The sequence below is a fragment of the Xanthobacter sp. ZOL 2024 genome, from assembly GCF_052932325.1.
In genome coordinates, this window is the sequence record NZ_CM128808.1 from 1158699 (window position 1) to 1184369 (window position 25671).

Genomic DNA, 25671 nt, shown 5'->3' on the forward strand with positions numbered 1-25671 from the left:
GCCGATCCTACTCGCTGGAGAGCTGAATGGCTTCCTCGGCGAGGGCGATGGCCTCCGGCGTGCCCACATGCATCCAGATGCCATCGAGCCGCAGGCCGAACAGGCGCTCGGCCGCGCCCGCCCGATCGAACACCCGGTTGAGCGAGAACGGCCCCTCCGGTGTTCCGGCGAACAGCTCGGGTTTCAGAATGCAGGCGCCGGCATAGACGAAGGGCGCCACCAAGCGCTCGCCCCGGCGGCTGAGCCGGCCGGAGGCGTCCATCTGGAAATCCCCCTGCCCGTCATAACCGATGGAATTGGCCGCAGGCGCCAGCAGCAGCAGCGCATCCATCTCGGCCGGATCGAACGCCTCCACCAGCCGTTCCAGATTGGGCCGCGCCCCCTCGATCCAGATGGTGTCGGAATTGATGGCGAGGAACGGATCCGGCCCCAGCAGCGGCAGCGCCTTGCGCACCCCGCCGCCGGTCTCCAGCAGCACCCCGCGTTCATCGGAAATGGTGATGTCGGGCGGCCCCTTGCGGTTGGCCAGATGCGCCTCCAGCAGGTCCGCCAGATGGTGCACGTTCACCACCGCCGCGTCGATGCCCGCCTGGGCCAGAGCGTCCAGCACATGGTCCACCAGGGGCCGGCCGTAGACCGGAACGAGGGGCTTGGGGATGCGATCGGTCAAGGGCCGCATGCGGGTGCCGAGGCCGGCGGCGAGCACCATGGCCTTATGGATACGCGTCACGAATTCAGATCCTTCGATGGCAGAACGGCCTCATACCAGGTGCGGAGCGAGCCCAGCTCCTGGTGGCCCAGGCAGCGGGCCAGATAACGCCGTACGCGCGGGATGTGACGCAGATATTGCGGCTTGCGGTCGCGCTGTTCCAGCCGCGTGAAGATGCCGAGGATCTTGGTGGCCCGCTGGGCCCCCATGAGGGCGTAGGAGCGGGCGAAGGAGCGCACGTCGAAGGTGGGGTCCGCCTCGCGCCGGGCCTTCACATACTGGCCCACCAGCTGCAGCTCCAGCGCCTCCGGCACATCCACCCGCGCATCCTGGGTCAGCGAGACCACGTCATAGGCGGCCGGGCCGAGCACCGCATCCTGGAAATCGATGAGCCCCACCCGCTTCAGCCCCTCGCGGCCGGGCAGCCAGATGAGGTTGGGGGAATGATAGTCGCGCAGCACCCAGGTCGGCGGCTCCGCCAGCACCGCGCTGAGGGCGCTGCGCCAGAACAAATGGAACTCCTCGCGCACCACCCCGTCGACCTTGATGCCCCGGGCCGGCAGGTACCAGTCCAGCATCAGGTCCACCTCCGCCAGGAAGGCGGCGATGTCATAGGGCGGCAGCGGCCGCTCCACCCGCGGCGCCACATGCAGGATCTGCGGCAGGTTGCGGGTATGCAGCGCCGCCAGCACGCCGATGGCGGCCTCGTAGCGCTCCCGGATGGGGGCCGGCGGATCGGCACGCACCACCATGTCCTGGCCGAGGTCCTCCAGCACCAGCAGGCCGGCATCGATGTCGGCGGCATAGATCTGCGGCGCCGAGAAGCCCTGGCCCAGCAAGGCCCGGTCCATGGCCACGAACGGCTTCACATCCTCCGCCAGATGCACCAGCCGGCTATAGGGCACGCCGGCGCCGCGCAGCGGTGGGCCATCGGGCCGCGCCGGCGCGTTCATCAGGATGGCCGAGCGGTTGGGCAGGTCCAGGCGGGTGTAGGAGCGGCTGGAGGCATCCCCCTGCAGGAACACCCGCTCCGCCGCGCCGAAGCCGGCGGATTCGATCAGCCCCTCCGCCACATAGAGGCGGTTGAGCCGCTCCACCAGGGCGCCGTGGCCGGTCAGTTCCACAAGCCGCGCCTCCGGGCCGAGATCGGGCGCCAGCGACAGCAGGATGTCGACCCGGTTCTCGGCGATGCGGTCGCCGGCCCGGTCGGCCCATTCCACCAGCAGGAGGGCATCATCGCCCACCTCGTCCCAACCGATCTCGTCCAGCTCCTCGTCCTCGACGATGCGGTAGAGATCGGCGTGAACCACCCGGCCGCGGCTGAAATCATAGCTGATGACAATGGGAAAAGTGGGGCTCGGCACCTCGATGTCCGGGCTGCCGGCCATGGCCCGCACCACCGCGCGGGCCAGCTCCGTCTTGCCGGCCCCCAGCTCGCCGGACAAGGTGATGACGTCGTTGGCGCCGAACCAGGAGGCCAGCACCACCCCCAGCCGCTCGGTGGCCGCAAGGTTGGGCAGCACCGCCTGAAACGCGCCGGGATGGCCGGCCACACGCTGGATGAAGGCACTCATCAGGCGGCCTCTCGGTGGGAGCTGTCGGGAAGCGGAAAGACACAGGCGGCCACCGTGCCCCGCGCACCAGGCACGCGGGTGGCGGCGGACACCACGCTGACGGAGCCGCCGTGCAGCGCCATGAACGAGCGCACGATGGCGAGGCCGAGGCCGACGCCGCGGTGCTGCGGACGCGCGTTGCGGCTCTCGAACCGCTCGAACAGGGTCTCGGCCACCTCTTCGGGCACCCCCGGCCCCTCGTCGCGCACACTCAGCAGCACCTCCTGCGGCCGGCGCTCGGCGGCCAGGGTCACGGTGCCCCCCTCCGGCGAAGCGGCAATGGCATTGGCAAGGAGGTTGAACAGGATCTGCCGCACCCGCTTGGGATCGGCAATAAACGCCCCGGCATCGGCGGGAACCGCCATGGCAAGCCGCACCCCGGCTTCCTCTAATTGGTCATGGGCAGCTTCGGCGACGCTCTCCAGCATCTCCTTCACATCCACTTCCGCCAGATCCAGCTCCATGGCGCCGGCGTCGATGCTGGCGAGGTCCAGGATGTCGTCGATGAGCGACCGCAACTGGTCCGAGGACTGGCGCATATGGTCGAGATAGTCGCGCTGGCGGCTGTTGAGCGGCCCCGCCATGCCCTCTCGCAGCATGTCCGCATAACCCATCAAGGTATTGAGCGGCGTACGCAAATGGTAGGAGACATGACCGACAAAGGCGTTCTTCAGCTTGTCCGCCTGCTCCAGGGCCTCGGCCCGCTCGATCAGGGCGCGCTCCACCTTCACGCTGTCGGTCACATCGCGGAAGGTCACCAGTGTGCCGCCATCGGGCAGCGGCTGGGCGGTGCCGTCCAGCACCCGGCCGTCGGCCCGCTCCAGACGCAGGGTCTCGCTCTCGCGATGCTCCATGGCGGTGACCACCGAGCGGATGCGCGAGAAAGCAGAGCTCTCCCCATGGCGGGAGCGGCACAGGGCCGCCACCGTGTCGATATGCGGCTTGTCCCCCAGGGTCTGGGCATCGAGCGCCCAAAGCGACAGGAAGGCTTCGTTGTAAAGGTGCAGCCGCCCCTCGCTGCCGAACACCGCCACCGCCTCCGCCAGCGCGTCCAGTGTCTCGCCCTGGATACGGATCAGGGTGTTGTAGCGGCTCTCCAGCGCCATGTGCTCGGAGAGGTCGTCGAACAGATAGGTGATGCCGCCTTCTGCATTGGGGGTGATCACCACCCGCAGCATCTCGCCACCGGGCAGATGCCACCAGTCGTTCACCGGCTCCAGCGCCCGATAGGCCTCGCGCAGCTGTGCCCGCCAGGCGCGGAAGTCCGCCTGCTCCGGCACCTTGCGGCGGGTGCGCAGGTTCTCCAGGATCTGCCCGTCGGAGGGGTGCTGATCCAGAAACGCCGGCGAGAAATCGAACAGCCGCTCATAGGCGGCGTTGTAGAACACCAGGTGCTCGTCAGGCCCGAAGATGGCCACCGCCGTGGTCAGCTGATCGAGGGTATTGCGGTGCGCCGCCACCGCCCGCGCGGTCTCCGCCTTCGCCGCGTCGAGCGCGCTCACGTCCACCGCCAGGCCGGCGATGCCGAACGGACCGGCCACTTCCACCACATCAAGCTGGCGCCGCTGGCCGGCCGCCACCGCGCGCACCCGGCCCTGGAAGGCGCCCGAGCCGCGCTCCGCATTGGCCGCCGCGGTGCGCGCCTTGCTGTCGAGCAGGTCGAGCCCCTCAGCCCGGGCCTCTTCCGGCGAGCTGGCGCCCACCGCCGCCACAAAGGCCGGGTTCACATAGGCCAAAGTGCCATCCGGCGCCTTCAGCCAGGCGGGCGCCGGGGCCGCGTCCAGCATCGCCTTGAGACCGGCCGCCAGATCCTGCGCCGAAGCGCCGTCCTCCGCCGCGCGCGTGTCCGGAGCCTCGGGATGGATGAGCAGTACGCCGGCGCCGTTGAGGGTGCGCCCCGTGAGGCGGAACAGGCGACCATCCTCGGCGCGGACCGTGTGATCAAGGCCCCCATCCTGGGTCCTCAGACGCGTCAGCGCCGCTTCGACCTCGCCGGCAGCGGCCACGCCGAGCCACGCGACGCGCCGCGCCTCGGGCACGCCGAAGGTCTCCGCCTCGGCGCCCGGGCGCATCCAGACCAGCGCGCATTCGGCGCCTGAGCCCAGCAGGTACCGCAAGCTGTGGGCTTCCGCCCGCGCCCGCGCGCTCACGTGTGCCGCGGCATCGGCCCGGGCATCCGCCTCTGCGGCCGCCTGCCGGGCCGCGCGCACCGCCCGGTGACTGCCGAAAGCAACCGCGCCGCCGCCGGCCAGGGCCAGCAGCGCGAGCCAGGGCGCCAAATTGCCGAAAGAAAGCGCGGCCTGCGGGAGACCCGGCGCGGACGCGCCGACGGTCGCCCAGGCCGCTCCGGCACTGGCGCCCAATGCGGTGGAGGCCAGCAGCATGCGGGACAAGCCTCCGGTCAGCCGGCGCAGCGCACCGGCGCCAACGACCGACGGCAGTGCGACATCCAAAAGGCGCGCGCGCTCTCCGCTCCGGACGTTCTCCGCACCCTGCCCCATCGCCATGCGCCCCATCGCCACGCGCCTCACCGCCATGTCGCGCCCCTGGCCTTTCCCCATGTCCGAAACGCTCCGCTCCCCCGGGCCGGCGCGCGACCGCGCCACAGCCCCCGTCGTGGTCCTTGGAAACCCGTTCCGCCAACGGCTCGCGCGAGAGGCCGCAGGCGCCGCAGCCGCGGCGCCCCGCTCACGCGATGCCACCAGCACGCACGCCGGACGAACCCGTGCTCTCGAATCAATCACGACTTTATCAAGCAGACCTTACCGAAGGCGGGCGGGCCATTGAAGGGCCGCCCGGCCCCGCCAATCCACGGCGGGTTCGGCTCAGCGGTCCGGCCGGGGCGACCCGCGCCTCAGGCCACCGGGGTGCCGTTGGCTTCCAGCACCGCGCCCGCCAGATAGAGCGAACCGCAGATGAGGATGCGGGCCGGCGGCACCATGGGCGTGCTGCCCAGACTGTCGAGGGCCGCGGCGACGCTGCCGGCGGTGCGCGCCGTGATGCCGAGGCGGGTGGCGGCATCCGCCACCTCCTGCGGGGTCAGGGCGGCCGGATTGTCCGGCACCGGAACGGCGATGGCCTCGCGGACCAGCCCGGCGAAGGGCGAGAGGAAGCCCGCCACATCCTTGGTGCCGAGCATGCCGATGATCATCACCAGCGGCCGTGAATAGCGCTCCTCCAGGCCACACAGGGCATGGGCGAGGGCGGCGCCGCCGGCGGCATTGTGCCCGCCGTCGAGCCACACTTCCGCACCGTTGGGCGCCCGCGAAACCAGGGTGCCGCTGGCAAGCCGCTGCAGGCGTGCGGGCCATTCGGCACCGAGAATGCCGGTCTCCTGGGCGGCCGCAGGAAGCTTCAGGCTGCGCAGAGCGGCCACCGCGAGGCCGGCATTGTCGATCTGGTGCGGCCCCACCAGGCGCGACAGCGGCAGGTCCACCAGCCCATCCTCGTCGGAATAGACCAGCCGGCCGGCCTCCTCATGCACATGCCAATGTTCGTTGCGGGCGAACACCGGGGCCCGCACCCGCGCCGCCGCCCGCTCGATGACGGCAAGGGCTTCCGGCACCTGCTCACCCACCACCACCGGAGCGTGGGGCTTGATGATACCCGCCTTCTCGCCGGCGATGGCGGCCACGGTGGCGCCGAGGAAATCCACATGGTCAATGGAGACCGGCGTGATGACGCTGGTGCGCGGCGAAGGCACCACATTGGTGGCATCGAGCCGGCCGCCGAGGCCCACCTCCAGCAGCAGCACGTCCGCCGGATGCTCGGAGAACAGCAGGAACGCGGCCGCCGTGGTGATCTCGAAGAAGGTGATGGGGGCGCCGTCATTGGCCGCTTCTGCCCGATCGAGGGCATCGGCCAGCAGCGCGTCGCTCACCAGTTCGCCACGCCCGGGGGCGCCGAGACGGATGCGCTCGTTGAAGCGCACCAGATGGGGCGAGGTATAGACATGAACCGAGCGCCCCGAGGCCTCCAGCATGGCGCGCATGAAGGCGATGGTGGAGCCCTTGCCGTTGGTGCCGGCCACATGGATCACCGGCGGCAGCCGCCGCTCCGGGTGATCCAAGGCCGCCATCAGGCGCTCCATGCGGGCGAGCGACAGGTCGATCCGCTTGGGATGCAGCGCCGAGAGGCGCGCCAGGATCTGCCCCGGTTGGGTTTTCGGCAGTGGAAGGGCCATGTGCGTCGAGACCTTGAGGTGCCTCAGGCCACGTCGGCCGTCGCCGGCCCCGGCAGCCGGCCCTTGGGCGGCAGCGCCGGCGCCTTCATCATCAGACGACACAGGCGGCCCAGCGTCTCGCGCATCTGGTGACGGTGCACCACCATGTCGATCATGCCATGGGCAAAGAGATATTCCGCCCGCTGGAAACCGTCGGGCAGCTTCTCGCGGATGGTCTGCTCGATCACCCGCGGGCCGGCGAAGCCGATGAGGGCGCCCGGCTCGGAGATCTGCACGTCGCCCAGCATGGCATAGGACGCGGTGACGCCGCCGGTGGTGGGGTTGGTGAGCACCACGATGTAAGGCTTCCTGGCCTCGCGCAGCTCCTGGATGGCGGCCGTGGTGCGCGGCATCTGCATGAGGGACAAGATGCCCTCCTGCATGCGCGCGCCGCCGGAGGCCGCGAACATGATGAAGGGCGTGCCCTTCTCGGCCGCGGTTTCCAGGCCTTTCACCACCGCCTCACCGGCGGCCATGCCCAGGGATCCGCCCATGAAGCCGAAATCCTGCACCGCGATGGTCACCGGCAGCTCTTCCAGGAGCCCGGTCGCGACCTTCACCGCGTCCTGGTAACCGGTCTTGGAGCGGGCGTCCTTCAGCCGGTCCGTGTAGCGGCGCTCGTCGCGAAATTTCAGCGGGTCAATGGCGACTTCGGGCAGCGGCACCTCTTCATAAGCGCCATTGTCGAAGGTGGCCTTGAGCCGCTTCACCGCGTCCATGCGCATGTGATAGCCGGAGCTCGGAATGACGTAGAGGTTCGCCTCGAGGTCCTTGTGGAACACCATCTGCCCGGTCTCCGGGCATTTCACCCAGAGGTTCTCAGGCACCTCGCGCCGCGCCAGGAAGTCGCGGATCTTCGGGCGGACGACGTTGGAAATCCAATTCACAGGACGGTTCTCCGAAGGCGGACGCGCTGAACACAAGCCTTGGCGCACCCTAAGGCGCAGCTTCGCAGCGCAACATTATCCCATCTAATGGCGAGCCCGTCGCGGCGAAAATGCGGCGGAGCCTCGCTTTCCAGCACGGTGCGGGCGCCGGCGGGCAGCTCAGCGGCGCACCGAGCGCACCGCCGCCGCCAATCCCTCCACCAGGGCTTCCACCGCCGGCACCGTATTGGCGGTGGCGGCGCCGCTCTCATCCAGGGTGCGCCGCACCGCTTCCACCAGGGCCGAGCCCACCACCACGCCATCGGCGCCGGCGGCGATGGCCTTGGCCTGTTCCGGGGTCTTCACACCGAAGCCCACCGCCACCGGCAGGGGCGTGTGAGCCTTGATGCGCGTCACCGCCTTGCCCACCACGTCCGCGTCGGGCGTGGCCGAGCCGGTGATGCCGGTGATGGAGACATAATAGACGAAGCCCGCCGTGTTCCGCAGCACCACCGGCAGGCGATGCTCGTCCGTGGTCGGGGTGGCGAGGCGGATGAAGTCGATGCCCGCCTTCAGGGCCGGCAGGCACAGCTCCTCGTCTTCCTCCGGCGGCAGATCGACGATGATGAGGCCATCGACGCCGGCCGCCAGGGCATCGGCCAGGAACCGGTCCACGCCATAGACATAGATGGGGTTGTAATAGCCCATCAGCACGATCGGCGTGGCATCGTCCTCGACCCGGAACATCTTCACCATGGCCAGGGTCTTGGCCAGGGTCTGGCCGCCCTTCAGGGCGCGGAGCCCGGCGGCCTGGATGGCCGGACCGTCGGCCATGGGATCGGTGAAGGGGATGCCCAGTTCGATGATGTCGGCGCCGGCGCCCGGCAGGGTCTTCAGGATGCCGAGGGAGGTTTCGGCGTCGGGGTCGCCGGCGGTGATGAAGGTGACGAGGGCGGGACGGCCCTCGGCCTTGAGCGCGGCGAAACGGGCGGCGATGCGGGTGGTCATCGGATCGGACATGCCATGGTTGGCCTCCCGGTGGGGAGGCGCGCGCTCACTGCGCGCGGGTGATCTCGCAGGCGGCGGCGGTGGCCGAGGTGGCGCCCATGAGGCGCACCTGATCGTTGCCGGTGGTGCCGCCCACCGTGGAGAACAGCGTGGTGGAGGAGGTGCCCAGGGTCTGGCCGCCGCCGGTGAAGCTGCAGCTGACGATGATCTGGCCGAAGGTGGTCGCCGTGCCGTTGGCCACCGCCACCGAGACGAAGGCGCCGGCCGCATCGGTCTCCACCTTGCCGGCGGTGAGCTTCAGCCCCGCCGGAATGCCATCGGCGGCCGCAGCCCCGGTGGCGAGCAGCGGCAGGAGCGCCATGGCCCCGGCGCACCGGCGGGCCCGGACAGTCACGGCGTGAGACACAGCATGCGAGATCATAGGCTCGTCCCCAGAATCTCGGCCACCTGCGGCACGTCCTTGTCGCCGCGGCCCGAGAGGTTGACCACCATCACCTGATCCTTGGGCCGCTGGGGCGCCAGCTCGATGGCCTTGGCCACCGCATGGGCGCTCTCCAGGGCGGGAATGATGCCTTCGAGCTTGGTGAGCAGCTGGAACGCATCCAGCGCTTCCTGGTCGGTGCAGGGGATATATTTCACCCGGCCCACATCATTGAGCCAGGAATGCTCCGGGCCGATGCCGGGATAGTCGAGCCCGGCGGAGATGGAGTGGGCTTCCTTGATCTGCCCGTCGCCATCCATGAGGAGGTAGGTGCGGTTGCCGTGCAGCACGCCCGGCTGGCCGCCGATGATGGCGGCGGCATGCTCGCCGGTCTCGATGCCGCGCCCGGCCGCCTCGACGCCGAAGATCTCGACGCTCGGCTCGTCCAGGAACTCGTGGAACAGGCCCATGGCGTTGGAGCCGCCGCCCACCGCCGCCACCAGCGTATCCGGCAGCCGGCCCTCCATCTCCATCATCTGGGCGCGGGTCTCGCGGCCGATGATGGACTGGAAGTCCCGCACCATGCCCGGATAGGGGTGCGGACCGGCCACGGTGCCGATGCAATAGAAGGTGTCGGAGACGTTGGTGACCCAATCGCGCAACGCCTCGTTCATGGCGTCCTTGAGGGTCTTGGAGCCGGACTGCACCGGCACCACCTCGGCCCCCAGGAGCTTCATGCGGAACACGTTGGGCGCCTGACGCTCCACGTCCACCGCGCCCATGTAGACCACGCACGGCAGGCCGAAGCGGGCGCACAGGGTGGCGGTGGCGACACCGTGCTGGCCGGCGCCGGTCTCGGCGATGATGCGGGTCTTGCCCATGCGCCGCGCCAGCAGGATCTGGCCCAGCACGTTGTTCACCTTGTGGGAGCCGGTGTGGTTCAGCTCCTCGCGCTTCAGATAGATCTTGGCGCCACCCAGATGCTCCGTCAGCCGCTCGGCGAAATAGAGCGGCGAGGGCCGGCCCACATAATGGGCGAGGTAGCTGTCCATCTCCGCCTGATAGGCGGGATCGGCCTTCGCCGCCGTGTAGGCCGCCTCCAATTCCAGGATGAGCGGCATCAGCGTCTCGGCGACGAACCGCCCGCCATGAATGCCGAAATGACCCCGATCATCAGGGCCGGTGCGATAGGAATTGAGCACGTTCACGAAGCCTGGGCTTTCGATGTGAGGAATGAGGAAGGGGCAAGGCCCGCGCGGGCCCGCCGGGCCGCGGTGACGAAAGCGTGGATCTTCTCCGGCGATTTCACGCCGGGCGCCGTTTCCACCCCCGAGGAGACATCCACCCCACCGATGCCGGTCGCCGCGATGGCCTCAGCCACATTGCCGGCATCAAGCCCCCCGGAAAGCATGAGCGGGCGCGCCACGTCAATGCCGCGGACCAGCTCCCAGTCGAACACCTGGCCGTTGCCGCCGGGCAGCAGCGCATCGGGGGCGGGCTTGGCGTCGAACAGGATGCGGTCGGCGACCGCGGCATAGTCCGGCAGGGCGGCGAGATCGGCGCGCACCGCCACCGGCAGCGCCTTCATCACCGGGCGACCGAAGCGGGCGCGGATCTCGGCCACCCGCTCCGGGGTCTCGCGCCCATGCAATTGCAACAGATCCGGATCGAGGGCGGCGATCACCTCCGCCAGCTCCGCGTCGCCGGCATTCACCACCAGCGCCACCTTGAGGGCACGGCCGCGCACCTGCTCCGCCAGCGCCGGCGCCCCCTCCAAGGGCAGATGGCGCGGGCTTTTCGGAAAGTGCACGAAGCCCACCAGATCGGCGCCCGCCGCCAGCGCCGCGTCGAGCGCGGCGGGCGTGGTCAGGCCGCAGATCTTGACCTCGAATGCCATCACATCCTTCCCTGCGACCATCTACGGCCGCGACCGCCTCAACCGGGCGCGCCGATCACACCTCGACGCGGGTGAACTGCCCAGCCTTGCGGAAGCGCCAAAGATAGCTCGGCAGCACCACTTCCAGCGCGGTGGGCGTCAGATCCAGGCCGGCGAGGGTCCGCCCCTCGGTCTTGGCCGCATCCGACACCACATTGTCCGCCTTCAGCATCTCCACCTGGTCGCGGGTGAGCGGCGCACCGGGAATCCACTGGGTCAGGCTCGCCATGAGGCCCGCCAGACCGAAGGGAATGGACACCAGCGGCTTGCGCGCGCAGATCTCGCGCAGCATCAGCTCCATGAGCTCGCGGAAGCTGCGCACCTCGGGGCCGCCCAGCTCATAGACGGTCCCGGCCTTGGCCGCACCGTCCACCGCCTTGCGGATGGCGAGGGCCACGTCGCCGACGAACACCGGCTGGAACTTGGTGACGCCGCCACCGATCAGCGGCAGCGCCGGCGCGAACCGCGCCATGCCGGCGAACCGATTGAAAAAAGTATCCTCCGGGCCGAACACCACGGAGGGACGGAAGATCACCGCATCGGGCACCGCCGTGCGCACTGCCGCCTCGCCTTCCGCCTTGCTGCGGCCATAGCCGGAGGGCGAAGAGGCATCCGCCCCCAGGGCCGAAACGTGCACCAGGGGCACAGCCATCTTGGCGCAGGCTTCAGCGATGGCCTTGGCGCCGGCCACGTGCACGGCGTCATAGGTCTGCTTGCCGCCGGAGGCCAGCACGCCCACCAGATTGACCACCGCATGGGCGCCATCCACCGCCCGGGCCACCGAGTCGGGGAAGCGGACATTGGCCTGGATCACCTGGATCTGGCCGACGAAGCCGAGCGGCTGCAGGAAGCCGGCGAGCTCCGGACGCCGCACCGCCACGCGCACGCGGTAGCCACGGCGCGCCAGCGCGCGCACCACATGCCGGCCGAGGAAACCCGATCCCCCGAACACCGTCACGAGGCTGTCGCCAACTGGACGATCGGTCATCGCCATGTCGCTCGTCATGTCGCTCATGCCAGACCCCCGCTCCTACCTGATCTCACACCGGTTCCCATGCGGGCGCCGACGCCCGCATATATATAGAGTGCCGGCACGACATACGCGATCGGGCCCAATCTCGTCCAGACACCAATCACGCGCCGCCGCCCGCGCCGGGGTCGAGAGGGTGCCGACGACATCTTGACGACCCGCCGCAGGCCCACTATACACCCGGCACTTCGCAGGTGGCGCGAGCCACCCGCATGTTCAGCCATTCCAACGCAGGACGGGTTGGCCGCAAGGCTTCGATCCGCATTGCGCAAACCAGCAAGGACGGCCGATGGCCAATACGCCTTCCGCCAAAAAGGCGGCGCGCAAGATCGAGCGCCGCACTGAAGTCAACCGGTCGCGTCGCTCTCGCGTGCGCACCTATCTGCGCAAGCTTGAGGACGCGCTGGCCACCGGTGATGCCACCGCCGCCACCGCCGCTTTCAAGGCCGCGGAGCCGGAGTTGATGCGCGCCGTCACCAAGGGCGTGCTGCACAAGAACACCGCGTCCCGCAAGGTGTCGCGTCTGGCGGCGCGGGTGCGCAAGCTCAGCGCCTGACGCCCACGCCCCGATGGGGCGGGACACAGGTCCGATCAAGGCCCGGCATTGCCGGGCCTTTTTCTTTCTGAGCCGAGGATCACACCCCCAACGCCGGCAGCGCCCAAGGTGATGCCGAAGAATCGGGCAGCACCGAAAGCGAGTCCGAAGCCGGCGTCACAGTCAAGCACAGCCCCTTCCACCACTGCCGAACCGGGGCTTTGAGCCGGTCCGCAATCGCGCAGAAAAACGATATGCCGCTAAGCGACTTAGCGGCCAAAGCCCGAGCCCCGCGCAGGCGCCCCATCGTCTGCCGTAGCACCTTACCGCATAGCGGGCAGCGCCGCGGTCCACACGCAGCGCAGGAAGGACCTGGATTCTCATTGTGCCGACAGAGGTTTGCCGACTGAGCGACGCAACGGTCACAGGCGCCAACATCCACTGCTTTTGCCCGTTATCCCGCAGGACCGGGGAAAGGCGTTGCACCCCCGGGAGGGGCTGTGTATGGTCACTTTCACCCCGGGAGCGACACCGGGATTTCACCAAAAGATTGAAGGTTCACGACTCTTCGTGGAAGGAGTGGGGTGTATTTTGGCCCGGCGTAGACAAGACATCCCAAGAAGTCTGGCCACCCTCCACGCGTGTAACCTTCAAATTGGTGGAGCTATGCTGAGGGCGGGCATCAGTTCCACTCTCAGGTGATTTGAAAGCAACAAGAAATCTGGTTCATTCAATGGCTCGCCGGGCACTCTTCGCCGGCGACGGATGGGGCGGCTATGACTTCACGCACACATGGCGCATCGGATGCAGCAGCTTTCGCTTCCTCTTTGGCCTTCTTGTGCTTCGTTTGGCCCGCCGTCCTTCACCGCCTCCCCGCCGGCACGTCCGGCAGCAGCCAGGTCCCGCTCATGAGCGCGTGACGCAGCCTTAGAGCGACCAGGCACGGACGGCCGACATCATCTTTCCATAAGAATTCGCAGAACACCCACGCAGCCCACCGGGGCGCGCAGGCGTTTTGCGCCACAACGGGGACGCGCGTCAGGCGCGGCAGGATTTCTATGCTCAAACCGCATGCCACCGACGATCAGCAATCGGGCAGACCCTCCTTTCCTGCGGGCCTTGCCAACAGCGTTGGGACCGATACCGAAATGACCCCCTGGGAGCGCGTTCGCCAGCGCCTGCACGACGAGATCGGTGAGGAAAAGTTCTCGAGCTGGTTCGCGCGCATGGAACTCGACGCCCTGACCAAGGATGCGGTGCGCCTGTCGGTGCCCACCCGCTTCCTCAAGTCCTGGATCCAGGAAAACTACCTGCCGCGCATCTGCGAGCTGTTCGCCGAAGAGAGCGGTGCCCGGCGCCGGGTGGATGTGGCGGTGCGCAGCGCGGTGGCGCGGCCCATGCCGCTGAAGGCCACCGGCCGCCGCGAGGTGGTGAGCGAGCGCAGCCCGGAGGCGCGCCCCGCTGCGCCGGCCGTCGTCGCCGCCCCCGCCGTCGCCGCAGCCAATGTGAATGTGAACAGCCTGGCGTCCGACATGTCGTCGGGCTCGCCGCTCGATCCGCGCCTCACCTTCGAGACCTTCGTGGTGGGCAAGTCCAACTCCCTCGCCCATGCGGCGGCACGGCAGGTGGCGGAGGCGGCCAGCGGCGCCAATCCGGTGTTCAACCCGCTCTATCTCCATGCGGCCGTCGGCCTCGGCAAGACCCACCTGCTGCAGGCGGTGGTGTGGGCCGCGGGACAGCGGGGCCGCCGCGCCATGTATCTGACGGCGGAGCGCTTCATGTACGGCTTCGTCGCCGCCCTGAAGACCCATTCCGCCATCGCCTTCAAGGATGCCCTGCGCACCATCGACACCCTGGTGATCGACGATCTGCAGTTCCTGAAGGGGAACAATCTGCAGCAGGAATTCTGCCACACCCTCAACGCGCTGCTGGATGGCGGGCGGCAGGTGGTGCTGGCGGCCGACTGCATGCCGGCGGAGCTGGAGCATCTCGACGAGCGCGTGCGCTCGCGGCTGGCCGGCGGCCTGGTGGTGGAGCTGGGCCAGCTCGAGGAAGACCTGCGGCTCGAGATTCTCAAGGCCCGCTATCAGACCCTCGCCGAGCAGCATCGCGGCTTCGCGGTGCCGCAGCCGGTGCTGGAATTCCTGGCCCGTTCGGTGGGCCAGAGCGGGCGCGACCTGGACGGCGCGCTCAACAAGCTGCTGGCCTTCAACCAGCTCACCGGCGAGCCGGTGACCCTGGAGATGGCCGAGAATGCGGTGAAGGACCTCATCCGCCCCTGCGACCCCAAGCGGGTGCGGGTGGATGACATCCTGCGCATCGTCGCCAAGCACTACAATGTCTCGCGCGCCGACCTCCTGTCCCAGCGCCGCACCGCCAATGTGGTGAAGCCGCGCCAGGTGGCCATGTATCTGGCCAAGACCCTGACCCTGCGCTCGCTGCCGGAGATCGGCCGGCGCTTCGGCGGCCGCGACCACACCACGGTGCTGCATGCCGTGCGCAAGATCGACCGCCTGATGACCGGCGATCGCGCCCTCGCCGACGAGATCGAGGTGTTGAAGCGCGCGGTTCAGGAGGCCTGAGCCGCGGCGGCAGCGGCGCGGCGGCAGCAAATTCGTCCCCTGCCCTTGCTTTGCAGCGGCGCCGACGGCAATGTCGGCAACCCGGCGTCCGCTCCGCGGATGCCCGCCACCCTGGAGCACGTTCCGATCCTCCGTCCGCGGCTGGATCGGGCCAACGTTCTCTATCCTTGAATGTGGAGGCGACCCCGTCGCCCGGATGCACGCCATCCGGCGGGGCTCGGCTCTAGAGCGAAGAGTCAACGGGCCAGGGCCATGAAGGTCACCGTCGAGCGCGCCGAGCTTCTCAAGTCGCTCAGCCACGTCCATCGCGTCGTCGAGCGGCGCAACACCATCCCCATTCTCGCCAACGTGCTCATCCGCACCGGCAATTCGGGCCTGGAGCTGAAGGCGACCGACCTCGACCTCGAAGTGGTGGAGACGGTCGCGGCGGACGTGGGCCAGCCCGGCGCCACCACCGTGCCGGCGCAGGTGCTCTACGAGATCGTGCGCAAATTGCCCGAGGGTTCCCAGGTTCAGCTGGAAGCCGGCGGCGATCGCGGCACCCTCACGGTGCGCGCCGGCCGCGCCCGCTTCACCCTGCAGACCCTGCCCGAGGCCGATTTCCCGGACCTCACCGCCGGCGAGTTCCCCCACACCTTCAAGGTGAAGGGCGCGGAATTCCGGCGCCTGGTGGACAAGACCCAGTTCGCCATCTCCACCGAGGAGACGCGCTACTATCTCAACGGCATCTATCTGCACGTGACCGATCCGGCCGCCACCGGCAAGCCCATGCTGCGGGCCGTGGCCACCGACGGCCACCGCCTGGCCCAGGCCGAGCTGGACGCGCCGGAGGGGGCTCTCGGCCTGCCGGGCATCATCATCCCGCGCAAGACCGTCGCCGAGATCCAGAAGCTCCTGGAAGACAAGGAGGCGGAAGTCACCGTCTCCGTGTCCCCCACCAAGATCCGGCTGCAGGTGGGCGCCATCGTGCTCACCTCCAAGCTCATCGACGGCACCTTCCCCGACTACGGGCGCGTCATTCCCCAGGGCAATGACAAGATCCTGAACGTGGACAAGGACGAGTTCGCCGCCGCGGTGGATCGCGTGTCCACCGTCTCCAGCGAGCGCGGCCGGGCGGTGAAGCTCTCCCTCGCCGACGGCAAGCTCACCTTGTCGGTGACCAATCCCGATTCCGGCAGCGCCACCGAGGAGCTGGAAGTCGAGTATGGGGCCGAGCCCCTCGATATCGGCTTCAACTCCCGCTACCTGCTGGACATCACCGCCCAGCTCGAGGGCGACACCGCCGAGCTGAAGCTGGCGGATCCCGGCTCGCCCACTCTGGTGCGTGATTCCACCCGCACCGACGCGCTCTATGTGCTGATGCCCATGCGGGTCTGAACCCGCCGGGCGGGCCCTGCGGCGCGCGGTCCGGTTTCGGCCCTGACGGCGCCGCGCGCGCCGTCGCCTGCGCCGTGAGCCGCGCCGCTGCCTTGTGGGACCCATGCTGCACGCCCAGATCCGCACCCTCCAGCTCACCTGCTTCCGTTCCTATGTGGCGGCGCAGCTGAGCGTCGCGGCGCGGGTGGTCGTCCTCACCGGCCCCAACGGCGCCGGCAAGACCAACGTCCTGGAAGCCCTTTCCTTCCTTTCCCCCGGCCGCGGCCTGCGCCGCGCGCAGCTGGGCGAAGTGGGCCACCTTGCGCCCGGCGCCGCAACCGGTGCGGCTTGGGCCGTGGCGGCCAGGGTGGAGGGCGCCCTCGGTGAGGTGCGCCTGGGCACCGGCCTGGAGGAGGCGGACGCCCCCAACCGCCGCTGCCGCATCGACGGCGAGCCGGTGCCTTCGGCCACCGCCTTCCTCGACCATTTGAAGGTGGTGTGGCTGACGCCGGAAATGGACGGCCTGTTCACCGGCCCGCCAGCCGAGCGGCGGCGCTATCTGGATCGGCTGGTGCTGGCGGTGGACAGCACCCACGGCAGCCGCGTCAACGCGCTGGAACGCACCTTACGGGCCCGCAACCGGCTGCTGGAGGAGAATGCCAGCGCCCGCTATCTGGATGCGGTGGAACACGAGCTGGCCGAGCTGGCGGTGGCGGTGGCCGCGGCCCGGCTGGAGACGGTGGGCCGGTTGACTGCCGAGATCGCCACCCAGCGCACCGAGGACTCCCCCTTTCCGTTCGCCGAGATCGCCCTCGACGGCACGGTCGAGCGGCTTCTCGCCGAGGCGCCGGCCCTGGAGGTGGAAGACCGTTATCGGCTGCTGCTGCGCGAGAACCGCGGCCGCGACCGCGCCGCCGGCCGCACCCTCGACGGCCCCCATCTGTGCGACCTCAAGGTGAGCCACGGCGCCAAGCAGCTGCCGGCAGCCCGCTGCTCCACCGGCGAGCAGAAGTCGCTGCTCATCGGCCTCACCCTCTCCCATGCGCGGCTGGTGGCGGCCATGCAAGGCATCTCCCCGGTGCTGCTGCTCGACGATGTGGTTGCCTATCTGGACGCGGCCCGCCGGCGCGGCCTGTTCGAGGCCCTCACCCGGCTCGGCGCGCAGGTGTGGATGACCGGCGCCGACCCGTCGGCCTTCGGGGATCTGGACGGCGGCGCGCGATTCGCCGTGTCCGCCGGCGCCATCGCCCAGGTCGCTTGAAAAGCGCGAATGGTGCCGCCACGGAGACGAATTTGCGGCCTGTTGCGCATCATTCGCGGCGCAGGTGTTGCAGCCGCGCCACCCGAACACGCCCGGGCCGTGCTACATCCCGTCTCGCGCTTGCGAGAAGCCTTTGTGTTTTTCGTTCGCCGTTAACCTTAATGCCACCTCACCGCGATTAGATACGCCGAAAGCAGGCCCCCGCCTGCCTGGAACCGTGCGTCGATGCGCGTTGGCAACCCGTTTCGTTTCGTGTTGGGCAGACCATGGCCAGTGATCCCATAAAGCCGGAAGTTCTGACGCGCCGCCTGTTCGTGCTGGGCGCGCCCCTGTTGCTTGCCGCGTGCGTCACCAATTCGCCGCAGCCGCTCAGCCCCATGGTGAGCATGTATGGCCCGGTGAACGGCGAACCCCACCCGGTGGATGCGGTCGACCTCAGCGAGGTGGATCCCCAATACCTGCGCCAGGAGGTGGATTATCCCAGCTCGCTGCCGCGGGTGCCGGCCGGCACCATCGTCGTCGATATCCGCGACAAATATCTCTACCTGGTGCAGAAGAACGGCCGCGCCCTGCGCTATGGCGTGGGCGTCGGCAAGCAGGGCTATTCGTTCAAGGGCTGGGCCACCATCAAGCGCAAGGAAGAGTGGCCGCACTGGACCCCCACCGCCAACATGATCAAGATGCAGCCGCAGCGCTACGGGCCCTATGCCGCCGGCCTGCCGGGGGGCGAGGACAACCCGCTGGGACCGCGCGCGCTCTATCTCTATGACGGCGATCGCGACACCATGTTCCGCATCCACGGCACCACCGAGCCCTGGAGCATCGGCCAGCAGGTGTCATCCGGCTGCATCCGCCTGCTGAATCAGGACATCATCGACCTTTACGGCCGCGTGCCCTCCGGCACCCGGGTCTATGTGGTCGGCTGAACGACGCCACATCCCACCGTTTGCAGCACCCCGTCGCACCCGTTGCGGCGGGGTGCTCCTGTTTGGGAGCTAGCGGGCGGCGCGCATTTCGGGGACCCTACCGGCCGCGCTCCAGCCGCTGCGTCGCGTAGCGGTCGCGCATGCACGCAGAGGGCGGCCTTATGGCGACATCCACCGTACGCTCCGTCACCCAGGATCTCCTGCGCCAGCTGGAGCTCACGACGTTCTTCGGCAATCCGGGATCCACGGAAGAGACCTTCCTGAAGGACTTCCCCGCCGACTTCACCTATCACCTGGCGCTGCAGGAAGCCTCGGCCATCGCCATCGCCGACGGCTACGCCCAGGCCACCGGCAAGCCGGCCATCGTCAATGTCCACACCGCCGCCGGCCTCGGCAACGCCATGGGCAATCTGATCACCGCCTTCCTCAACAAGACCCCGCTCATCGTCACCGCCGGCCAGCAGACTCGCGAGATGCTGCTGATGGAGCCGTGGCTCACCAATGTGGACGCCACCCAGCTGCCGCGCCCCTGGGTGAAATGGGCCTATGAGCCGACCCGGCCCGAGGACGTGCCCGCCGCCTTCATGCGGGCCTACGCCACCGCCGTGCAGGCGCCGGCCGGCCCGGTGTTCCTCTCCCTGCCCCTCGATGATTGGGACAAGCCCCTGGAGGGCGCCGCCGTGGTGCGCAGCCTGAGCCGGCGCGTCGCGCCCGATCCGGCACGACTGAAGGACTTCGCCGATCTGCTCTCCGCCGCGCAGGCGCCCGCCCTCATCTATGGCGCCGCCATCGATCGGGGCCAGGGCTGGGAAGCGGCCGTGGCGCTGGCCGAGAAGCTGGGCGCCACCGTGTTCGCCGCCCCCGCCTCGGAACGCTGCCCCTTCCCGGAGACCCACCCGCTCTATGCCGGCGGCCTGCCGTTCGCCATCGGTCCGTTGTCGGAGCGGCTGAAGGGCCACGACGTCGCGCTTGTCATCGGCGCTCCGGTGTTCCGCTATTATCCCTATGTGGCCGGCGCCTATCTCCCCGAAGGGCTGCGCCTGCTGCACATTTCCGATGATCCGGCGGAAACCGCCCGCGCCCCGGTGGGCGACAGCCTGGTGGGCGATGCGGTGCTCGCCACCGCGGCGCTGGCCGAGCTGGTGCGCGCGCCGGCGTCCGCGGCCAAGGTGAGCCGGGTGGCCCCTGCCCCCCATCGTATGGCCCCCCATCCGGCGGTCCACCCCGCAGAGCCGCCCGGCGGCAAGGCGGGCGTTCCCACCGCGGCCGACGTGTTCGCGGCGCTGGCCGAGGTGCGGCCCGACCATTGCGTGCTGATGGAGGAATCCCCCTCCAACCTCGCCGACCTGCACCGCCACTGGCCCATCACCGAGCCGGAAACCTTCTTCACCGCCGCCTCGGGTGGCCTCGGCTGGACCCTGCCCGCCTCGGTGGGCATTGCACTCGGCGAGCGCGATACCGCCCGCAGGCGTCCGGTGCTGGTGGTGATGGGCGATGGCTCGTTGCAATATTCCATCCAGTCCCTGTGGACCGCGGCCCAGGCGAAGCTGCCCATCGTCTTCGTCGTGCTGCGCAATGGCGAATACGGCATCCTCAAAGCGTTCGCGCTGCTGGAGGAGACCCCCGGCGTCCCGGGGCTCGACCTGCCCGGCCTCGACATCGTCAGCCTCGCCAGGGGCTATGGCTGCACCGCAGAGCGCATCGCCGATCTCGACGCGCTGAAGGCGCGGGTGAAAGCGGGCTTTGCCGGTGATGGCCCGCTGGTGATCGAGGTGCCCATCGATTCCACCATCCCGCCGCTGATCTGAGCCGCCCGGCGGGCTCCGCGCCGGGTGCGGCGCCCGCCAGCCTTGCGGCGCAAGGCCCCGTCCTCTAAGACGCCGGAACGTTTTCTCACCAGCGTCGAAGAGTGCCATGGCGAAAGATCTGAAGCCGAAGGCCCGCCTGCCGCGGGGCCTTGCCGACCGCACCGGCGCGGAGCTTGCCGCCACCCACGCCATGCTGGCCAAGATCCGCGCCGTTTATGCCCTCTACGGGTTCGAGGCGCTGGAAACCCCGGCCTTTGAATATACCGACGCCCTGGGCAAGTTCCTGCCCGACCAGGACCGGCCCAACGAAGGCGTGTTCTCCTTCCAGGACGACGACGAGCAGTGGCTGTCGCTGCGCTACGACCTCACCGCGCCGCTGGCACGCTATGTGGCCGAGCATTTCGACGCCTTGCCCAAGCCCTATCGCTCGCACCGGGCGGGCTATGTGTTCCGCAATGAGAAGCCCGGCCCCGGCCGCTTCCGCCAGTTCATGCAGTGCGATGCCGACATCGTCGGCGCCCCCTCGGTGGCGGCCGATGCCGAGATCTGCATGATGGCGGCGGACACCCTGGAGGCGGTGGGCGTGCCGCGCGGGGATTATGTGATCCGCGTCAACAACCGCAAGGTGCTCGACGGCGTGCTGGAGGCCATCGGCCTCGGCGGCGACGACAATGCCGGGCGCCGGCTCACCGTGCTCAGGGCCATCGACAAATACGACAAGTTCGGCGTGGAAGGCGTGCGCCTGCTGCTGGGCACGGGCCGTAAAGACGAGAGCGGCGACTTCACCAAGGGCGCCGGGCTCGATGAGCGCCAGTCCGCCGTGGTGCTGGCCATGCTCACCGGCGAAGGTGTGCGCGCCGATGCCGACGGTGTGAAGGTGGAGATCGCCGGCGACGTGGAGCTCGCCGCCCGCCTCGCCTCCAACGCCGCCTTCCTCGAAGGCATGGACGAGCTCAACACCATCCGCATCCTGGTGGCCTCCGCCGGCTATGAGGACCGGGTGAAGATCGACCCCTCGGTGGTGCGCGGGCTCGAATATTATACCGGCCCCGTCTATGAGGCCGAGCTCACCTTCGAAATCCGCGATGAGGACGGGCGGCCCGTGCGCTTCGGCTCGGTCGCCGGCGGCGGACGCTATGACGGGCTGGTGGCCCGTTTCCGCGGTGAGAAGGTGCCAGCCACGGGCTTTTCCATCGGCGTCTCGCGGCTGCTCGCCGCCCTCGCAGCCCTCGGCAAGATGGACAGCGACGCGGAAGTTGGGCCGGTGGTGGTGCTCACCATGGACAAGGCGCCCGAGCGCATCGCCGACTACATGAAGATGGTGTCGGACCTGCGCGCCAACGGCATCCGCGCCGAGATGTACCAGGGCGGCGGCGGCATGAAGGCGCAGATGAAATATGCCGACAAGCGCGGCGCCCCGGCGGTGGTGATCCAGGGTTCCAACGAGAAGGACGCCGGCGAGGTCCAGATCAAAGATCTGGTGGAAGGGGCGAAGATCGCCGCCTCCATCGCCGACAATGCGGAATACCGCGCCGCCCGTCCCGCCCAGTTCGCGGTGAACGAGACCGAGATGGTCGCCGCCATCCGCGACGTGCTGGAGCGCCGCGCCGAACCCACCCTCGGGCTCGACGACTGATATTCTGCGCAGCGCCTGAGCGCCCCCATTTGGGACCGGTCGAAGGGCGGCGCCGATGGCATGATCGCCCCTGAGACTCCCGACGGCCGAAGCCGCCGGGGATAACCTCAGCTCAGCAGGTCCTTGAGGGTCAGGGCCATCACCAGGGTGGCCTTGTCGAGGTCGGAGAGGGTCAGCTTCTCATCCGCCCGGTGGCCGTTGGCCTCCTGGATGGTGTGCGGCCCGGCCCCATAGAGCACCACCGGCACGCCGGCTTCCGCATAGAGCCGGGCATCGGTGTAGAGCGGCACGCCGGTAGAGCCCACCTCCTCGCCCATCACCGCGGTGGCGTGGCGGCAGATGACCGAGGCGAGGTGCCGGGCCTTGTCGTCGGGCACCAGCGGGCGGGCCAGCAGCACCTGCCGCACCTCCACCTCCGCCTTCGGGAAGCGGGCCGCAGCCTCCGCGATCACTCCCCGCACCTCGGCTTCCACCTGTTCCGGCCGCTCTTCCGGCACAATGCGGCGGTCGAGGCGGAAGGTGACCTTGTCCGGCACCACATTGGTGTTGATGCCGCCGGAGATGAGGCCGACATTGAGCTGCGGCGCGCCGATGCCGGCGATCTCCGAGACCTTGCCCGCCAGCGTCCCACGATAGGCATAGAGCGCGGTGAGGATGCCGGTGGCCGCCTCCAGAGCATCGACGCCGGTGGCCGGAATGGCGGCATGGGCCGACTTGCCCTTCACCTCCACCTCCAGGTGCAGGCAGCCGTTGTGGGCCACCACCACCGCATAGCTGAAGCCGGCGGACACCGCATAATCGGGGCGCGACAGGCCCTGGGCGAGGATCCAGCCGGGGCCGACCTCGCCGCCGATCTCCTCGTCATAGGTCAGGTGCAGCTCCACCGTGCCCTTCAGCGGCAGGCCGGAACGCTTCAACGCATCGAGGGCGAAGGCATAGGTGGTGAAATCCGACTTGGAGACGGCGACGCCGCGCCCGTACATCACCCCGTCCACCACCTCGGCGCCGTAGGGATCATGGGTCCAGCCCTCGCCCGGCGCCACCACGTCGCCATGGGCGTTGAGGGCGATGGTGGGCCCCTCGCCGAAGCGGTGGCGGATGATGAGGTTGGTGACCGAGATCATGCCCGCCGCGCGCACCGTGGCTTCCGGCACCGGATGACGCTCCACAGTGAAGCCGAGACCTTCCATCAGCTCCGCCGCGCGGGCCGCGTGGGGGGCGCAATCGCCGGGCGGATTATCCGACGGCACCTTCACCAGCTCGGCCAGCATCTGGTGCTGGGCCTCGGCGCGGGCGGCGATCAGCGGCTTCAGGATCTCGATATCGGGCGCGCTCATGGCGGGTCCTTCTGTTGTTCTTATGTGGGAAGAAGAGCGCGGACAGCCCGCGCTCGTCGTTGGGAGTTCAGGGCCTCACCTGGCCGTCGCCCAGGCCTTGAGAACGGCGCGGTCCGCCGGCTCGATCTCGGTGACATTGTTGGGCGGCATGGCATGGGTGAGCACGGCCTGCACCAGGATCAGATCGCGGTTGCGGGCGATGGCTTCCGGCGTGTCCAGGAGGATGCCCTTGGGGGGCACCGCGATGCCCTCATACATGGGCTCGGCGGTGTGGCACATGGAGCAGCGGCCCATGACGATGTTCTGCACGTCTTCCGGCACCTCCACCGGGGTCGCCGCCTCGGCGGTGGAGACCAGTGCCGGCAGGCCGAGCGCTGCGCGCCCCGCCGGCGTGGTGGTGACCGACAAAGCGATGCCGATGATGAGGCACACCACCGAGACCGCCCAGCACCACCACTTGTCGCCGCGCCCGGCGTGGCGCTCGTTGTAGAAGTAGCGGATGAGCGTGCCCGCCACCAGCGCCAGCGCCACCATCACATAGGCATAGGGCGTGGAATAGGTGAGCGGATAGTGGTTGGAGATCATCAGGAAGACGACCGGCAGGGTGAAGTAGTTGTTGTGCGAGGAGCGCAGCTTGGCGGTCTTGCCGTAATAGGGGTCCGGCTCCTGGCCCGCCTTCAGCGCCGCCACCACCTTGTGCTGGTTGGGCACGATGACCAGGAACACGTTGGCGCTCATGATGGTGGCCATCAGCGCCCCGGTGTGGATGAAGGCGGCCCGCGGCGAGAACACATGCTGGTAGCCATAGGCCGCCGCCACCACCCCCACGAACACGATCGCCCCCACCTTCGCCGGCGAGTCGCCGAGCTTGGAGCGGCACAGGAGGTCATAGAGCACCCAGCCCAGCGCCAGGCCGCCGAGACCGATCACCAGCGCCACGGTGGGGCTGAGGTTCATCACCGCCGGATCGATGAGATAGATGGAGGACTGGTAGTAATAGATCCAGATCAGCAGGAAAAAGCCGGTGATCCAGGTGGCATAGGACTGCCACTTGTGCCAGATCAAATCCTCAGGCAGGAAGCTCGGGGCCACCAGATACTTCTTCACCTGGTAGAAGCCGCCGCCGTGCACCTCCCAGGCTTCCCCGCCCTTGCCGGCGGGAATATCGGGGCAGGCCCGGATGTGGGCATCCAGGTGCATGAAGTAGAATGACGCGCCGATCCACGCCATGCCGGCGATGATGTGCGCCCAGCGGAGCAGCAGGCTGCCCCATTCGTGCAGAATAGGTTCCATCTCAATTCGATCCTCGAAACTGGCTGGTCAAGGAAAGGTCGCGTCCTCGCCCTGAGGTGGTCTTTGGGGGCGGAGCCGCGCCGCATGGGGCAAGGCGCCCTGCCGCAGTGCGGGAAACCGTTCCCCTCCGCCACCGGCTTTCGTATCGTTGGCCCCGCGCCGCGACGGTGGATCGCAAAGCGGGGGATGGGACGTCGTGCTGGAGAACATGCGGGCTTTCGTGATGTCGGTGGAGAGCCAGAGCTTCTCCGAGGCCGCCCGCCGCCTGCGCCTGTCCGCCAATGTGGTGAGCCACCGCATCCAGACCCTGGAGAAGCACCTGGGCTGCCGGCTCTTCAACCGCACCACCCGGCGCATGAGCCTCACCGAGCAGGGCCGGGTCTATTACGAGAACATCACCGAGGCGCTCCGCCTGATCGAGGCGGCGGAGAGCAATATTTCCGAATTGGGCGCCCTGCCCCGGGGTGCGCTGCGCGTCACCGCCCCGCTGCACCTGGGCCGGGTGCTGGTGGCGGAAGTCGCCTCCCAATACCAGCAGGCCCACCCGGAAATCGACGTGCGGCTGCGCCTGTCCGAGCACACGCTCGACCTCGTGGCCGAATCCATCGACGTCGCCCTGCGCCTGGCGGCGTTCGAGGATTCCAGCATGATCATGCGCAAGGTGGCCCATGTGGAGCGCCTCCTGTGCGCCGCCCCCGCCTATCTGGAGCGGGCGGGCCTGCCGAAACGGCCGCAAGACCTGCTGTCCCATGAATGCCTGCTCCTTCGCTCCGCCAACATGCGCGAGCTGCGCTGGACGCTCACCGACCAGGGCAAGGACCTGCCCGTTCCGGTGACCGGACATCTGGAGGCCGACGACGGCGACGTGCTCACCGCATGGGCCCTGCAAGGGCGGGGCATCGTCGTGAAGCCCCGCTTCGAGGTGGCGCAGGCGCTGGCCTCCGGACAGCTGGTGCCGGTTCTGGAGGCGTTTCCCCCCGCGCCCGTCACCCTCGGCGTGCTCTATCCCGCCCGCCAGCTGGTGCCTCTGAAGGTCAAGGCCTTCGCCGACATGCTGGTGGACCGGGGGCGCCGCTACATCGCCCGGGAACTGGAGAAGATCGGGGAACAACCGGCGCCCTGAGCCCGCTGT

General features: G+C 68.9%; 20 protein-coding genes. 8 read left to right on the forward strand and 12 right to left on the reverse strand.

Annotated features, from left to right (window positions below):
• Positions 1 to 7: 7 nt before the first annotated feature.
• The 10 genes from ACU4E7_RS05595 to ACU4E7_RS05640 all read right to left on the reverse strand — a co-directional run bounded on the left by ACU4E7_RS05595 (position 8) and on the right by ACU4E7_RS05640 (position 11790).
• Entirely contained in the window at positions 8 to 709 is a 702-nt protein-coding gene (locus ACU4E7_RS05595) for a nucleotidyltransferase family protein (protein WP_447021589.1), read from the reverse strand.
• A gap of 17 nt (positions 710 to 726) precedes the next feature.
• On the reverse strand, positions 727 to 2283 hold the full coding sequence (gene tsaE / locus ACU4E7_RS05600) for a tRNA (adenosine(37)-N6)-threonylcarbamoyltransferase complex ATPase subunit type 1 TsaE (RefSeq protein ID WP_447020922.1): 1557 nt from the start codon (positions 2281 to 2283) through the stop codon (positions 727 to 729).
• On the reverse strand, positions 2283 to 4706 hold the full coding sequence (locus tag ACU4E7_RS05605; RefSeq protein ID WP_447020923.1) for a PAS-domain containing protein: 2424 nt from the start codon (positions 4704 to 4706) through the stop codon (positions 2283 to 2285). The genes tsaE and ACU4E7_RS05605 overlap by 1 nt, the downstream gene beginning before the upstream one ends.
• 470 nt (positions 4707 to 5176) lie before the next feature.
• The gene (locus tag ACU4E7_RS05610; protein ID WP_447020924.1) at positions 5177 to 6505 is read right to left on the reverse strand and encodes a bifunctional folylpolyglutamate synthase/dihydrofolate synthase; all 1329 of its coding nucleotides are present in this window, start codon (positions 6503 to 6505) and stop codon (positions 5177 to 5179) included.
• A gap of 23 nt (positions 6506 to 6528) precedes the next feature.
• The gene (accD, locus tag ACU4E7_RS05615; protein WP_238123722.1) at positions 6529 to 7431 is read right to left on the reverse strand and encodes an acetyl-CoA carboxylase, carboxyltransferase subunit beta; all 903 of its coding nucleotides are present in this window, start codon (positions 7429 to 7431) and stop codon (positions 6529 to 6531) included.
• 159 nt (positions 7432 to 7590) lie between these two features.
• Positions 7591 to 8418 carry a tryptophan synthase subunit alpha gene (gene trpA / locus ACU4E7_RS05620; protein WP_447021590.1) on the reverse strand — a complete coding sequence of 276 codons (828 nt, stop codon included), beginning with the start codon at positions 8416 to 8418 and terminating at the stop codon, positions 7591 to 7593.
• Between the two features lie 46 nt (positions 8419 to 8464).
• Positions 8465 to 8779 (reverse strand): hypothetical protein, encoded by a 315-nt coding sequence (locus ACU4E7_RS05625; protein WP_447020925.1) that lies wholly within the window; start codon positions 8777 to 8779, stop codon positions 8465 to 8467.
• Between the two features lie 56 nt (positions 8780 to 8835).
• Positions 8836 to 10047, reverse strand: a complete 1212-nt coding sequence (trpB, locus tag ACU4E7_RS05630) for a tryptophan synthase subunit beta (protein ID WP_447020926.1) — start codon at positions 10045 to 10047, stop codon at positions 8836 to 8838.
• Positions 10044 to 10736 carry a phosphoribosylanthranilate isomerase gene (locus ACU4E7_RS05635; RefSeq protein WP_447020927.1) on the reverse strand — a complete coding sequence of 231 codons (693 nt, stop codon included), beginning with the start codon at positions 10734 to 10736 and terminating at the stop codon, positions 10044 to 10046. The genes trpB and ACU4E7_RS05635 overlap by 4 nt, the downstream gene beginning before the upstream one ends.
• 55 nt (positions 10737 to 10791) lie before the next feature.
• Complete coding sequence (locus ACU4E7_RS05640) at positions 10792 to 11790, reverse strand: complex I NDUFA9 subunit family protein (RefSeq protein ID WP_447020928.1); 999 nt, start codon at positions 11788 to 11790, stop codon at positions 10792 to 10794.
• 304 nt (positions 11791 to 12094) lie between these two features.
• On the opposite strand from ACU4E7_RS05640, the gene rpsT reads away from it, so the two are divergent.
• The 7 genes from rpsT (at position 12095) to hisS (ending at position 21909) form a co-directional block, all read left to right on the forward strand.
• The gene (gene rpsT / locus ACU4E7_RS05645) at positions 12095 to 12361 is read left to right on the forward strand and encodes a 30S ribosomal protein S20 (RefSeq protein ID WP_238123727.1); all 267 of its coding nucleotides are present in this window, start codon (positions 12095 to 12097) and stop codon (positions 12359 to 12361) included.
• Between the two features lie 1127 nt (positions 12362 to 13488).
• A complete protein-coding gene (gene dnaA, locus ACU4E7_RS05650; protein ID WP_447020929.1) occupies positions 13489 to 14922 on the forward strand; it encodes a chromosomal replication initiator protein DnaA in 1434 nt (477 codons plus the stop codon).
• A gap of 252 nt (positions 14923 to 15174) precedes the next feature.
• A complete protein-coding gene (gene dnaN / locus ACU4E7_RS05655; protein WP_447020930.1) occupies positions 15175 to 16299 on the forward strand; it encodes a DNA polymerase III subunit beta in 1125 nt (374 codons plus the stop codon).
• A 103-nt stretch (positions 16300 to 16402) separates the two neighbouring features.
• Complete coding sequence (gene recF / locus ACU4E7_RS05660) at positions 16403 to 17539, forward strand: DNA replication/repair protein RecF (protein ID WP_238123730.1); 1137 nt, start codon at positions 16403 to 16405, stop codon at positions 17537 to 17539.
• 266 nt (positions 17540 to 17805) lie between these two features.
• On the forward strand, positions 17806 to 18465 hold the full coding sequence (locus ACU4E7_RS05665; RefSeq protein WP_238123731.1) for a L,D-transpeptidase: 660 nt from the start codon (positions 17806 to 17808) through the stop codon (positions 18463 to 18465).
• A gap of 161 nt (positions 18466 to 18626) precedes the next feature.
• Complete coding sequence (gene mdlC, locus ACU4E7_RS05670) at positions 18627 to 20273, forward strand: benzoylformate decarboxylase (protein ID WP_447020931.1); 1647 nt, start codon at positions 18627 to 18629, stop codon at positions 20271 to 20273.
• Between the two features lie 106 nt (positions 20274 to 20379).
• Entirely contained in the window at positions 20380 to 21909 is a 1530-nt protein-coding gene (gene hisS / locus ACU4E7_RS05675) for a histidine--tRNA ligase (protein WP_447020932.1), read from the forward strand.
• A 107-nt stretch (positions 21910 to 22016) separates the two neighbouring features.
• On the opposite strand, the gene ACU4E7_RS05680 is transcribed toward hisS, so the two are convergent.
• Positions 22017 to 23246 (reverse strand): M20/M25/M40 family metallo-hydrolase, encoded by a 1230-nt coding sequence (locus tag ACU4E7_RS05680; RefSeq protein ID WP_447020933.1) that lies wholly within the window; start codon positions 23244 to 23246, stop codon positions 22017 to 22019.
• Between the two features lie 75 nt (positions 23247 to 23321).
• Positions 23322 to 24539: a urate hydroxylase PuuD gene (locus ACU4E7_RS05685; protein ID WP_238123735.1), complete on the reverse strand. Its 1218-nt coding sequence runs from the start codon at positions 24537 to 24539 to the stop codon at positions 23322 to 23324.
• A 196-nt stretch (positions 24540 to 24735) separates the two neighbouring features.
• On the opposite strand from ACU4E7_RS05685, the gene ACU4E7_RS05690 reads away from it, so the two are divergent.
• The gene (locus ACU4E7_RS05690; protein WP_447020934.1) at positions 24736 to 25662 is read left to right on the forward strand and encodes a LysR substrate-binding domain-containing protein; all 927 of its coding nucleotides are present in this window, start codon (positions 24736 to 24738) and stop codon (positions 25660 to 25662) included.
• Positions 25663 to 25671: the final 9 nt, after the last annotated feature.